The organism is Providencia sp. 2024EL-00732 (assembly GCF_044006275.1).
Classification (GTDB): Bacteria; Pseudomonadota; Gammaproteobacteria; order Enterobacterales; family Enterobacteriaceae; genus Providencia; species Providencia huashanensis.
This window is the reverse complement of record NZ_JBIPDG010000017.1, coordinates 24,042-37,521: the sequence shown is the minus strand read 5'-3', so window position 1 is coordinate 37,521 and position 13,480 is coordinate 24,042. Positions and strand designations below refer to the sequence as shown.

Sequence of the window (13,480 nt, the reverse complement as noted above, 5' to 3'; positions counted from 1 at the left end):
TAAAATATTTTTTTACAACATATTGTAATTTAAAACAAAAACCATAAATAGAATAGGAATTGGCTTATTTTGAGAAAGCAGCAGGGTTGCTATGCTTTTCTTATTCATTTTTCATTGGGGAAACAATGCTAAACCATGTCATTATAACGGCTATAATTGTTATTAGCCTAACTATAATGGCTTCCTTCCTTTATTTCAGGCGGGGGCGGCGTTCTGCTGTCTATCAAATACCTTCAGTAGCAGCTCCTTCCTTCAGAAAAATGATTGATTCAGACTACCAGATAATATCCCAGTACTTAAATTATTGTTTATCTGTATCAATGACTCCCTCTCAACTTCCGTGGCAAATCAAAAAAAACTCGATTATTGCGACCGTTTGCCATTCACTGACGCGTTTTAATTTACGCCAAGAGCAAGGGAATAGTTGGCGCTATTTTATTGATACGATTGAGGTTCAGTTACCTTCACAGCTCGAACCTTTCTTACAACGTCAAAATGTTATGGAAATTGTGGAGACCGATCATTTACCGTTAATTATCTCCATCAATAGTCATTCCTTAAGGGATTTTAGTCACGAGTGGCAGGAAGAACAAAGTTTGGGTTCAGACTGGCCTGAGGCAGCTATTCAAGAACGTGGTCAACAAAATATCGAGCGGCTACGGGTTCGTAAGGAAACAGTTGAAGAGCATCGACTTCATAATTCTACAGGCTGGCTTGGTGCCGCGATTGTTTGTTTAAGCTTTTTGTTTGGCTATTTAACGCTGATTTCTATTCCTTTGTTACAGGAGTGGGGCTTGGTGATTACGATTATTTGTTTTGTTAGCGGGCTGCTGGTCTTATTTCGCTCAAGAATGTTTCCTCGTAAATACCAAGATATTCAGTGTATTCACGGGGAGCCAAAGCGTTGGGAACTCTATGGTGAGTTAGATAAAAAATATTCTACGAACACCTCAATTGGCGGTATTGATTTACATTATCCAGCTCATTGGGAAAATTATTTAAAATTTGAATCAAATCAACCTGTTAATATTGATTTTTATGCATCGGGTGAGGTTGTCAGACATGGAAAATACCTTTCTTTGCATGAAGAAGAACGTTATTACCCTTACAAACGATTCAAAAAAAATGTGTTGATGCTAATAGGTGCCTTGTTTGCCATAGTATTAGTTTTTTCATATCAATCAATGAGTTTACCTATAAAACTAGGTTTTGCTTGGTTTGGCGGCACAGAAAAAATTACCGTTGAAAACCCAAGTGACCTCGCTTCCCGCCAACTTAAAATTGGGGATACGTTAGTGGCTCAAGGGAAAGGGATGTGTTACCGACCTCCTAATTTGAATAAAGAAAACCAAGCACAGTTTGTGCCGTTTGATTGTTCAGGTCTTTATTGGAGCGATGTCCGTTTACTAACAGAGCCCCAGTCTGAGGTGGTTGAACAGTCAATTTTATTACTCAATACGGTTAAAAGCCAATTACACCCGGATAAAAACGCCGTTGGTGTTAACCCTAGATTACAGCGTGATATCATGAAATCAGGTATGAATATTATCTTTGATTTCTCTGCCATTATTCTGAATACCGAACAGCTGTGTCATACTTCTAATCGCTGCCTAAAGCTAAAAAGTGCCTTAATGAATCTTGGAAGCACTGAGGATTGGCCAACTCTGGTGAGTAAAGCTTCTGCTGGAAAATTGAACGGAGCGCATGTTTTATTACGCGCAGGAAGTGCAGAGGCCTTGGAAAACATCGTAGAAGACACCACATATGAATTTATTAAGGCAGAAATAGACAGAGAAGTACGGAAAATTAATAGTCCGCCACCTGGAGGCGTGTTATTGATTAGCGATGAGAATAAGCCTTTAGTTGATTTGATATCAGGGGCTTCTTTTAATGAACTGTCACCGTTGCAGCGTTGGTATGAACTACAGAGGTTATCGAGCCTTCTGAGTAATACACCTTTTAATATTGAAGGTATAATTACCAATCTGTCTACGGATGCTAATGGCACATTGCACATTACTTTACATGAGGAGCCAAATGCAGCTGTGGTATCCCAGTATGTATGTAGCTCGCTTTTTGTACTGTTTTTGATGGCTTGTGCATTGCTCAATGGCTCACTGATTGTGCTGCGTATTTTGAATAATAAGAAGCGTTTGCGTAATATTACACAATATTATGATAAGTGCTTTGAGGCTAATAATCCTTCCTATCGTCGATAGTGTTATCCCGAAAATAGTGGGAGCCTCAACTTAGTTTGATTCAGACTGATTTTGAGGAGGCACTATGAATCAACCTTCTGTAGAACCTGTACGCCTCGATAAATGGCTGTGGGCTGCGCGATTTTATAAAACCCGTGCAATTGCTCGAGAGATGATTGAAGGCGGCAAAGTACATTACAATGGGCAGAGAACAAAACCTGGCAAAATTGTTGAACTGCGAGCGTTAATTAAGCTTAGGCAAGGTAATGATGAGCGAATAGTTGAAATTATTGAAATTAGCAGTCAGCGCCGAGGAGCTCCGGACGCACAGCGACTTTACTGTGAAACAACAGAAAGTATTGCTCAACGGGAAAAATTAACGCAAGCGCGGAAAATGAATGCGCTGACGATGCCACACCCAGATCGGCGCCCGGATAAAAAAGAACGGCGCACTCTGTTAAAGTTTAAACATACAAATTCTCATGAGCCGTCTTAATGATGGCCAGAGTAATAGAGAGATATTATGGCAAAGCAAGATTTACTCCATCGTTTTCTATTTGAACAACATTCTGTTCGTGGGGAAATGATCAGTGTCGATGACACTTTTGAACGTATTTTAGAAAATCATGACTATCCTGCCGCAGTAAAAGGCTTATTAGGTGAATTACTCGTTGCAACTAGCTTATTAACAGCAACATTAAAGTTTGATGGTGATATTACTGTTCAAATCCAAGGTGATGGGCCAGTTAAGCTAGCGGTTATCAACGGTAATAACTTACAGCAAATGCGTGGCGTTGCCCGTATTGATGGCCCTGTTGTTGCTGGTAGCACACTGAAGCAAATGGTTGGCAACGGGTTTATTGTGATCACCATTACACCGACCCAAGGTGAGCGTTATCAAGGTATTGTTGCGATTGAAGGCGACTCTATTGAGGAAAGTATTGATGCTTATTTCCGCCAATCTGAACAGCTACCGACTCGTTTATTTATTCGTGTAGGTGAGGTAGACGGTAAAGCGACTGTTGGTGGGATGTTGTTGCAAGTTTTACCCGCGGCTGACGAAACCAGCCATGATATTTTTGACCATCTTGTGCAACTCACTGCGACAATTAAAGGTCAAGAGCTCAGCACATTAGATGTGAAAGAGGTTTTACATCGTCTTTATCATGAAGAAGATGTCACCTTGTATGACCCTCAAACTGTGGAGTTTCGTTGTACATGTTCAAGGGAGCGTTGCGAAAGTACATTAGCAACTTTACCAAAGGAAGATGTTAAGGATATTTTGCAAAAAGATGGGAAAATTGATATGGAGTGTGAATTTTGTGGCTCACACTATGTATTTATTGAATCCGATATTCAAGGGTTAAATAATGAGCTAAATCAGCAACTTCACTGATACGATTTAGCAACCTAATTATGTGACAAGGGTGCAATTCTGCACCTTTTTTTTATAATTTTAAAGCATTATTACGTGCTCTAAGTCTCATTATGAATTAAAAAAAATTATACATTTTCAATTCTTTGATAGCAATCGCTGTTAATTAGTCGTAAAGAATTATGATCATCCGCAGATTAATTATGTTTACCAGGAGCAATATAATGAGCGCTAAAAGCATTACCCTGAAGGAACTTGAAAAGTACGGTATTCATGATGTGGCTGAAGTGGTTTATAACCCAAGTTACGAGCTATTATTCACGGAAGAAACTAAGCCCGGGCTAGAAGGTTATGAGCGCGGTACTGTGACCACCTTAGGTGCAGTTGCGGTTGATACAGGTATTTTTACCGGTCGTTCACCAAAAGATAAGTACATTGTTCGTGATGATGTGACTCGCGATACAGTGTGGTGGGCAGACCAAGGTAAAGGTAAAAACGACAATAAGCCAATGTCACAAGAAGTTTGGGCGGATCTCAAGCATATCGTGACAGAACAGCTGTCAGGTAAACGTTTGTTTATCATTGATGCATTCTGTGGCGCTAATGCCGACACTCGTCTAAAAGTCCGTTTCATCACTGAAGTTGCTTGGCAGGCACACTTCGTTAAAAACATGTTCATTCGCCCATCAGATGAAGAGTTAGTAGGTTTTGAGCCTGACTTCATTGTGATGAACGGTGCTAAATGTACTAACCCTAACTGGAAAGAGCAGGGGCTAAACTCTGAAAACTTTGTAGCGTTCAACCTGACTGAGCGTATGCAGTTGATCGGCGGCTCTTGGTACGGCGGCGAAATGAAAAAAGGGATGTTCTCAATGATGAACTACCTTCTGCCGTTGAAAGGTATTGCTTCTATGCACTGCTCTGCTAACGTCGGCGAAAAAGGCGATGTTGCTATTTTCTTCGGTTTATCAGGAACAGGTAAAACCACACTGTCGACTGATCCAAAACGTAAGTTAATCGGTGATGATGAGCACGGCTGGGATGATGACGGCGTATTCAACTTCGAAGGCGGTTGCTACGCGAAAACTATCAATCTGTCTAAAGAAGCAGAGCCAGATATCTATGGTGCTATCAAACGAGATGCACTGCTTGAAAACGTCATGGTGTTAGCAGATGGTACGGTTGATTTCAATGATGGTTCAAAAACAGAAAACACCCGTGTTTCTTACCCGATTTACCACATTGATAACATTGTAAAACCTGTTTCTAAAGCAGGCCATGCGACAAAAGTTATCTTCCTGACGGCGGATGCATTTGGGGTTTTACCACCAGTTTCTCGTTTGACGCCAGAACAAACTCAATACCATTTCCTTTCTGGTTTTACCGCCAAACTCGCGGGTACAGAGCGTGGTGTGACTGAGCCAACGCCTACTTTCTCAGCATGTTTTGGTGCTGCATTCTTATCGTTGCACCCAACACAATATGCAGAAGTATTAGTTAAACGTATGGAAGCAGCAGGTGCGAAAGCATATTTAGTGAATACAGGTTGGAACGGTACGGGTAAACGTATTTCAATTAAAGATACCCGTGCAATCATTGATGCTATTTTAAGCGGTGATATTGAAAAATCTGACATGATTAAATTGCCAGTCTTCGATTTAGAAGTCCCAACAGCATTACCTGGTGTGGATACTAATATCCTTGACCCTCGTAATACTTATGCAGACAGAGCACAGTGGGATGAAAAAGCCAAAGATTTAGCTGAGCGTTTCGTGAAGAATTTCGATAAATATACGGATACCCCAGCGGGTGAAGCATTAGTTAAAGCAGGTCCGAAACTGTAATCGTTGAATGTATATTTTCATGAAAAAGGCTCTACCTAAGGTAGAGCCTTTGTTGTTTTAGGCGTGTTATTCAGCGGCAGGTAAATCAAATAATAAGATTTCGCTGTCTTCATCTGCTTTAATCGTTAGGCTGTTTTCTTGCCAAATTGCTAAGCCGTCGCTAGTTGTGGCTTGTTGCCCATTGACTTCTACAGTCCCTTTTACCACTTGAATCCATACAACTCGTTTATCTGCAATGTTGTGAGTTTGTATTTGATCCGCGGGCAATGCCCAACGCCATAATTGCATATCTTGATAGACTTTTAATGAACCATCTTGCGCATTTGGTGAAAGCACAAGTTGTTTGCCATCTTTTGAATCAAAACGCTTTTGTTCATAACGTGGTTCAATGCCTGTTTTTTCAGGGATAATCCAAATTTGGTACAAATGCAGTTCTTTTTCATTGTCCGGGTTATATTCTGAGTGACGAATACCGGTGCCTGCACTCATAATTTGAAATTCACCTGCGGGAATTTGCTCCATATTGCCCATGCTGTCTTTATGTTCCACCGTGCCATTAAGCACATAGGTTAAAATTTCCATATCTTTGTGCGGGTGTGTCCCAAAACCTTGGCCTGCAGCAATAAAGTCTTCGTTAATCACCCTTAGTGCTGAGAACCCCATAAAATTTTCATCATAGTAACTAGAGAATGAGAAAGTGTGCCAACTATCGAGCCAACCATGATTAGCATGACCTCGTTCATTTGCTTTACGTAGATAGATCATAGTGTTATCTCCTTTACGGACTTCAACTTTGGTTGAACTCACTCTTAATGTATTGATGATAGTTTAACCTGTTTTCACTTAGAGAAAAGTAGCTACCATTAACCATAGAGTTCAAATAATTTGAATAAGTATGCCATTGTTGGATGAGATAAATCGTTAGATGAGGAAGATTCGATAGTGAACATATTACAGAACTGCTGTATCAGGTAAAAAAATAGCCAGCGCAAGGCTGGCTAAAGTAAACACTGGAAGCAATGTGAGCAATGTCGTACCCCCAACAAAAGGTGACTAAGTAACCGTATTGAGGAGGTGATGATAATGATAATAGTTATCACTATCGTTTGTAAAGCATTATTTTTAACCAAAATAATATATATTATAATTAAATCTGTAATTATATGATTTGTATGAAATTAAATATTAACCATTATTTTTCAATGGATTAAGTATATTAGTATTAGTCGTAAAAAATAATTTTCTATTTAAAATATCTTGAATTAGCAAATACCTAATCGATATGCCCATTTGACGAGCCCCACGGAGCTGTGTGTACCTAGTTTTCTCATTAAGTTAAGACGGTGTGTTTCAACTGTTTTTATGGTGATTTTTAAATCTTCTGCAATATCGCGGTTACGGCGTTCTTCTGAGATTAGCTTTAATATTTGCCTTTCCCGAGTTGTTAGTCGTACTGGTTCTTTAGTTTGGGTTAACTCAAATATTTGAGCTTCACTTAAAGAAGGGTCAATAAAAACTCGATTCATAAAGACAACAGATTGCAAGGCTGATAATAAGGTTTGCTGAGAGCTATTCTTTAAAACATACCCCATAGCGCCCGCATTCAGTGCAGAACAGGCCCGATGCTCCACCCGATCTGCTGTCAGTACAATAATATTGAGGTCATGCCAACGTTGTTTTAGCCGACAAATGACGTCAATACCATCCATGCCAGGTAAGCCTAAGTCTAATATAACAAGATCGGGATTTAATTTCTGACAGGTTTCATAGACCTGTAAGCCATTACAGACAACACCGATAACTTCATACTCAGGAAGATATGAAAGAAAATGCTTAATACCAGCACTTAATAGTTCATGGTCTTCGACTAATAAAACTTTTTTCTTCATATTAAAATTATAGATTCAATTATTATTGATTACATTTTTATCGATAAATAGCTATGGATGTCAAATAATATTTTTTATTTAAATTAATATATATAAATAAAATATTTAATTTATATTCTATTTTTATTTAATAAATATACTAGCCAATTATCACCATTAATCATCTCCCACGTTGCACCTTGGGATAAAAGTGATTGAGCTAACCGCTCTCTGAGTTCCGTAACTTCAGGGTTCGGGCTAGCTAACAGTAACCCACGAATGGAATTAAAATCAAAACAGCAAGATTCTAATTCGTGAATAAATTTAATAAATGAAATGGTTGCCATTCTTTTATTTTTTGAATGTGCTGTGGAGGAAAAGTCACAAATTATTAGTTCTTTATCATTTAACCTATAAGTTAATTCAAAATGAGTGAACTCAACCTTCCAACCAATAAAAAAACTGCTATTATTAAAGAAAGCTTTTTGAGGCTGCTTCCCTTTTCTATATAAATACTCGGTGACTGCATCTAATTGAGCCATATTTTGTATTCTTTCTTAATTTAGTATAGTCATTATTCTATTTGCAATATTTACATTCTTACAGAGGATGTAATTCTTTCTTGTAATGATATAATTTCGCGTGTTATATCTAACATACGTTTTGACGCTTCAGAGGCTTTATCGGCTGTATTTGAGAGCAATTTATGGTACTCAATCGCTGAGTTAGACTGAAAATCGCCTAATAATTGTTTTTTTTGTGCATCACGAGTTGTACTCGCCATACTTACTGATACCGACCCTTCTACCATTTTTCCAATCCCGTTAGTCCCTGCGGAAATAAACTCACCACCTAGACTTGCCCCCTTAGCCATGCCGAAGCCTGCACCACCGATACTGACGACGCCTGAAGTTGTTTTTGCAATAGCGTTGGATAAAGCTGCTTTATAATTAAGTTGTATTGAATCCTGTTTGGTCGATATTGCCGTGAGCTCTTTTTTGAATGCGGTGCTTTGTTGAGATGCAAAGAAGTCACGTTGCATATCGCGAATGTCACTATTCATTTTTTGTAGCATTGAAATGATGGCATCCATCATGGCATAAACATTCGTTGATGAGGATATCGAAGCGTTTTTTATATCAGATTGATTTGGACATATTTGTTCTATATCTATTGTATTTGAGTTGATGTTATTCATTTTTAATCCTTATTTAAGGTAATTAGTTATTTTCTAGAGAAATTTAAATAAGCGTTATCATTATTGCTAATTGCCGATGCAATTAACCCGTCATCTATGTTAATAAAACAGCTTGTGTCATTAATTAATGACTTAATTGTATTAGAGTCAATAGACTCTAACGAGTCTAGTATGGAATGACTGATGTTGGTAATTTGATTACCTAATTCAGTATAGTCATTTAATTGTTGGGCGAATACTTGTTGTATGGAACTCACCCCCTCATTTAAAACTTCACTTTTGCATGAAGTCGTTTTATTTATTTCTGGAATAGTCACTGTTGGATGGTTTTTATTTTCTGGGGAGTAATGATAATTCACTCCTGAGGTTGATATTTGTTTTAGTGCATCAGTAAATACTTGTTTACTGGAATTTATTGTACTCTGGTTAATTAACTCGGCACTCATATGGCCTAATGTATAATTTACCATATATACAGTACATAAAAGAGGTAGCACTTGCTCTCCTCTTTTGCGCATACTTTCACCAACTTTTCCTATTAATTCAATTAATAATGAAGTGATATCTGTAAACCTTGTTTTATTACAATGTGAATTTATTGGTTTAATGGCATCGTTCCAATCTGCATTTTCGGGTATACAGTTGGAAAAACTACCGGGAGCTGCCTCTTCTAATTGAGATAATAATATTTGCTGTTGGGGAAGGTTGTTTCTGACAGTATTTAATGCAATAGCGACTTCACTCAGTGCCACCTCGATAAGTTCTGAACTTAATGGTTTTTCGCTTAAGTTTCTAAGTAAAGGTGCTAATAAGCTCCCGTTAGAAACGAATATTGCGTTTGATTGATTTTCCTCTCTTTTCGTTGAAAAATAATCAATAAATTCACTATTCGGGTGCTCATGAGTTATTGAAGTGGTATGCATAGCATTAAACCATTGAAGAAGCGATATGTGCTTGGGTTGATGCTATCGTACTTAGTAATTTAGTACCATCTTGAACTACAGCGGCTTTGTCTTCTTGCAATGAGCGTACTTTTTTTACGGTTTCTTCTTTTTCTCTTTCAAAGAATTCAAACATATTTTGCAGCCAAGTTTGATCTAGCATTAATTGGTCAATTTGTTTTTGTAATTTTGCCTTTTGGATTTCTAAAGACCCCATCGTTACTTGCTGTGCGCCTGATATCACACCTCGGGATGTTTGCAAAAACATATCAACGCGAGATACTGATGCTTTACTGACGGCTTTTAAAACATCTTTTTGTATTTGTCTGGTAGTATTGCTAATCAATTGCTCTGTGGTTAGTTCTATTCCATCTTTAGCCACTTTTTTAGCTGCTTTCTTTGCCGCTTTTTCAACGGATTTAGTGACAAGTTCTTCTATTGCTTTTTGTGAAAATGAATCAATCATTTTATTAAATATTGTTTTTCCTGCTTTTTCAGCAGCTTGCTTCCCTAGTTGATTGATAATTTGATTACCAATTTGCGTACTGACTTCTTGGCCAACTGATTTAGCTATCCCTTTAATGGCTGTTTGACTGCCTTCTTTTATTGCCACATTTAGTGCTTCTCCTGCTCCTTCTTTTAAGACTTGAGTTGCCACTTTTGGAACAATTTTAGTCGCGATTGCATTACGCACTGCACTGGTAATATCAATAGCCGCCCCCATAAGTTCAAATGACATCTGTGTGATAGCAAACTTGTTGGCCGCAGCATGATATTTTTCAGCGTTATTGGGGTCTATCAGCGCCATGGTATTGGCTACCGCTTTGCCAATACCTGCAAGCCCAGCCATGAAGTCCATGCTTCCACTTGCAGCCATCATGGCATTACCTGATAAGAAGCCACCAACCATTTTGGTCACACCGACGACAACTTCTACTGCGGCAATAACCCAGTCAAAAATAACACCAAAAACACCGGCTTTTCTGGCTTTATCTTGTTGTTCAACGGCTTTTTCCATTTGCTCGCGAATATTTTTGACTTCTTCCATTCGTAGCATGTCTTGTTTTTTAGTCAGAATTTCAAGCATTTCCCCTTTAGTTGAGGCAATGTCCCCTAAAACCTGACCAACGAGTAGTAATGATGCGGCAAACATTGAGTTCATTGGTAACCCTTCAATTTTGGCTAAAGACATATTTAGCATAGGGTTAGATGTATTATTTCTTTCATTATCAGGAGAGAGCTGCTGTAATGTTTGGAATACTTCTTCTAGATCAGAAGCAGCTTGTGTTTGAGAAACCTCTTCTTTACTGGCTCGTGGAGTTGCCAGTTTTATCATTGGTGTATTTTGCGCTGTAGCAACATTATTTAACTCACCAAATTGCAAAGGGGTTGTCTGATGAGTACTTTTAGGTAAAGTGGTCGATATATCATGTAACCTATTTTCTGTAGATATATCTGTTCGATAAAGAGAACGCTCAAGAAGCATTGTCATTGTGATATCTCCGATATTGGATTTAGCATTTTTTGAGCACTTTGTTTGATTTCTTGATACTCTTTTAAGTCATTACACCAGCGAATGGCAGCATGAAATGCTTTATTTGCGTATTCAGTATTACCCAGCAAGTGATAACTGAGGCCTGTAAAAAAGGCGGGGCGAGGGTCATCTATTTTAATCGTCCCTGCACGTACGAAGTTATTTATGGCATTTTCATGTTCACCTAAACGTTGATGGCATAACCCTAGAGCAAGTAAATTTTCGGGGTTCCATTGTTCTAAACAAGTTAATAGATAATAAATATTGCGTGCAGCGGAAAAATCATTGGCATTAAACAATTGGTTGGCATATGCATAGAGTCGTTCTAATTGCTGGTTATCTAAGCCAGCAATTAGTTTTAAAGAACCACCACGCGCTAAAAAATGCTGCAAATTGTCGCTATTTTCATTTTGTGACAGAGTGCTAACTGTTTTTGGCATATAAATCTCATGATGATAAAAGTATCAAAACGTTAATTAGACGAAAGTACGATACTGTTTTTTAACTACACTTTTGTTTTTTTCTGGTGAAAAAAGGTCTCTGTTTTGACCCGTATTTTCAACAGAAAGTTGTTTAAATTGTTTGCTTAATTGATTAAAAATCAGTTTTACTTCTTCTGATTTTTTAATGATTTTTTCTGCTCCAATATCACTTTGCATTACATCATTAAATTTCGCTAACTTACGTAAAGCAATTGGGTCCTTATCTGCTTTTTTATGTAACTCGCTAATTTCATTCTGTAGTACTTTGAATTCATTAATTTGCTTTTTAACATTTATTCTGCAACGTTGCAGTTCGTTAAGCATGCTTTGAAATTGATCTAATTGTTGCATCTTTAATCCTACGATATTTGGTTTTATAGATAGCTATCAATTTATTTTTAGGCTGTTAACGAATAGATTGAGCGATTGATTTAGTTGATTCAGCATTCATGCTTTGGATACTGTTTGCCATTGTGACTGCGGTATTAAAGTTTTGCATGAGTTGCTGTAGTTTAAGTTGGCTTTGTTGAACAAAATCAGAAGCACGACCGGAAGCTGATTCTAAAGCTGATTTAACGGCAGTGAGGTCACCTTTATCTAATTTGCCATTTTTTCCTTGCATAAAGTCATCAATATTTTGGTTGCCATCAATCATGATATTGTTAACGCGCATATAATGAATGACATCAGGTGGAAGTTCTCCAGTAGAGTCTGGTTTATCTAAATCAGCAATAATACGGTCAACTCGATTCGCCATATCTTGTGCATCACGAGAAACTTCTGTTTTCTTTGACATGGCTTCAAATTTAGAATTTGCTAATTCAGTAAATAACAACATAATGTTTTCCATTGTGACCATGGCTGTTCCCATAAGAGAATGATTTGTCATGGCACTTCGATAATTATTATTTTGAATACTGTTATTGTTATTATTTTGAATGCCATTATCACCATTATTTACTATCACATCACCTGTTGAGGGAGTGGTTGGTGTATAATAGCTATTTTGACCTTCATAATACCCGTTTTGATCGAAATCTATATAAACCATGTTATTACCCTTTTTGTTAAAGTTAAAATATAAAAATTTCTTAATTTAGAGGTTAGATAATAAATATTTTAATTTTGAATTTTTTCAAATTTACATGGAAACTATCATTTTTGATTTTACAATTATGATGTTATATGTAATTTATATGCTTAATTATTGTTTTAATGAGGAACAATGATGTCAGGTTAATACCTTATATTTTCTCATGCGTTTTTACTAGAAAATAAACGAATGTCTTTTTATTAATAAGGGTAATGTATGTCTGCGATAAAGTTTATTATCAGCAAAAACTCAGGTCAGTTATCTTTGAATGGAAAAACCTATACATTCCCAGAAAATTGTTTAGTCATTACCAATGATGAGGCAATTATAGTAGAGTCGATATTAAAGAATCAGCTATTATCTGTAGACTTTGATTCGAGCAGTTTACATAAGGTTTACCCTGAAATAATTAACCTATTGCTTCCTCAAGAAAAAATAACTTATTCAATTGAACCCATTAGAATTATTCGAGCAGAAAGGAATGTATTGGATGTTTTTACCTATCTATTGCAGCTTTCAGAGGATAATTTTTTACACTTTGCTTATACTTATTGTTTAGGGTTAGATAACGTATATTTTTCCTCTCTACTTTATAAATATATTTCAGGTAATAAAGACTTTTGTAGTTTTATTGAAAACCATTTTATGCGTCAGTGGTCCGTTGTTCGCTTAGCTCAGGAATTTGATTTACCTGTGCGTAAGTTTAATGAGTTATTTTTATGTACATATGGTCAAACAGCTAAACGCTGGTTGTTGGAGCGACGGATAAAACATGCAAAGAAACTGTTAAGTACAACATCCATGAGAGTCATTGATATTGCCATAGAATGCGGGTTTTCAAGTCATGCCCATTTTACGGATAGATTCCGTCGTTATATAAATTGTAGTCCAAAGCAATTTCGCAATCGTTCGCTTCAAATAAACAGCTATAACACGAGGGAGTAACT

General features: G+C 37.2%; 14 protein-coding genes. 5 read left to right on the top strand and 9 right to left on the bottom strand.

Annotated elements, in window-relative coordinates:
* Positions 1 to 125: 125 nt before the first annotated feature.
* The 4 genes from ACHB7C_RS19060 (at position 126) to pckA (ending at position 5,417) form a co-directional block, all read left to right on the top strand.
* Positions 126 to 2,219 (top strand): IgaA/UmoB family intracellular growth attenuator, encoded by a 2,094-nt coding sequence (locus tag ACHB7C_RS19060; RefSeq protein ID WP_395348218.1) that lies wholly within the window; start codon positions 126 to 128, stop codon positions 2,217 to 2,219.
* A gap of 64 nt (positions 2,220 to 2,283) precedes the next feature.
* Positions 2,284 to 2,694: a ribosome-associated heat shock protein Hsp15 gene (gene hslR / locus ACHB7C_RS19055; RefSeq protein ID WP_042848623.1), complete on the top strand. Its 411-nt coding sequence runs from the start codon at positions 2,284 to 2,286 to the stop codon at positions 2,692 to 2,694.
* A 27-nt stretch (positions 2,695 to 2,721) separates the two neighbouring features.
* A complete protein-coding gene (gene hslO, locus ACHB7C_RS19050; protein ID WP_395348216.1) occupies positions 2,722 to 3,594 on the top strand; it encodes an Hsp33 family molecular chaperone HslO in 873 nt (290 codons plus the stop codon).
* A 203-nt stretch (positions 3,595 to 3,797) separates the two neighbouring features.
* The gene (gene pckA / locus ACHB7C_RS19045; protein WP_129467229.1) at positions 3,798 to 5,417 is read left to right on the top strand and encodes a phosphoenolpyruvate carboxykinase (ATP); all 1,620 of its coding nucleotides are present in this window, start codon (positions 3,798 to 3,800) and stop codon (positions 5,415 to 5,417) included.
* A gap of 66 nt (positions 5,418 to 5,483) precedes the next feature.
* Here pckA and ACHB7C_RS19040 read toward each other — a convergent pair whose 3' ends face one another.
* From ACHB7C_RS19040 to ACHB7C_RS19000, 9 genes are all read right to left on the bottom strand, one after another.
* Positions 5,484 to 6,182 (bottom strand): pirin family protein, encoded by a 699-nt coding sequence (locus tag ACHB7C_RS19040; protein ID WP_048605591.1) that lies wholly within the window; start codon positions 6,180 to 6,182, stop codon positions 5,484 to 5,486.
* Between the two features lie 497 nt (positions 6,183 to 6,679).
* Positions 6,680 to 7,306 (bottom strand): two component system response regulator, encoded by a 627-nt coding sequence (locus ACHB7C_RS19035; RefSeq protein ID WP_042848619.1) that lies wholly within the window; start codon positions 7,304 to 7,306, stop codon positions 6,680 to 6,682.
* A gap of 110 nt (positions 7,307 to 7,416) precedes the next feature.
* Positions 7,417 to 7,827 carry a hypothetical protein gene (locus ACHB7C_RS19030; protein ID WP_349483985.1) on the bottom strand — a complete coding sequence of 137 codons (411 nt, stop codon included), beginning with the start codon at positions 7,825 to 7,827 and terminating at the stop codon, positions 7,417 to 7,419.
* A 50-nt stretch (positions 7,828 to 7,877) separates the two neighbouring features.
* Entirely contained in the window at positions 7,878 to 8,483 is a 606-nt protein-coding gene (locus tag ACHB7C_RS19025; protein WP_042848618.1) for a hypothetical protein, read from the bottom strand.
* A gap of 26 nt (positions 8,484 to 8,509) precedes the next feature.
* Complete coding sequence (locus ACHB7C_RS19020; RefSeq protein ID WP_071547568.1) at positions 8,510 to 9,406, bottom strand: hypothetical protein; 897 nt, start codon at positions 9,404 to 9,406, stop codon at positions 8,510 to 8,512.
* Positions 9,407 to 9,410: 4 nt separating this feature from the next.
* Positions 9,411 to 10,916, bottom strand: a complete 1,506-nt coding sequence (gene sctE, locus ACHB7C_RS19015) for a type III secretion system translocon subunit SctE (RefSeq protein WP_210831833.1) — start codon at positions 10,914 to 10,916, stop codon at positions 9,411 to 9,413.
* Complete coding sequence (locus tag ACHB7C_RS19010) at positions 10,913 to 11,398, bottom strand: SycD/LcrH family type III secretion system chaperone (protein WP_210831834.1); 486 nt, start codon at positions 11,396 to 11,398, stop codon at positions 10,913 to 10,915. The genes sctE and ACHB7C_RS19010 overlap by 4 nt, the downstream gene beginning before the upstream one ends.
* Positions 11,399 to 11,434: 36 nt before the next feature.
* Complete coding sequence (locus ACHB7C_RS19005; protein ID WP_048605587.1) at positions 11,435 to 11,791, bottom strand: hypothetical protein; 357 nt, start codon at positions 11,789 to 11,791, stop codon at positions 11,435 to 11,437.
* 55 nt (positions 11,792 to 11,846) lie between these two features.
* Positions 11,847 to 12,491: a hypothetical protein gene (locus ACHB7C_RS19000; protein WP_080750936.1), complete on the bottom strand. Its 645-nt coding sequence runs from the start codon at positions 12,489 to 12,491 to the stop codon at positions 11,847 to 11,849.
* A gap of 258 nt (positions 12,492 to 12,749) precedes the next feature.
* Between ACHB7C_RS19000 and ACHB7C_RS18995 the strand changes: the two genes are divergently transcribed.
* Positions 12,750 to 13,478, top strand: coding sequence for a helix-turn-helix domain-containing protein (locus ACHB7C_RS18995; RefSeq protein ID WP_042848615.1), 729 nt, complete (start codon positions 12,750 to 12,752; stop codon positions 13,476 to 13,478).
* The last annotated feature ends 2 nt before the right edge of the window (positions 13,479 to 13,480 follow it).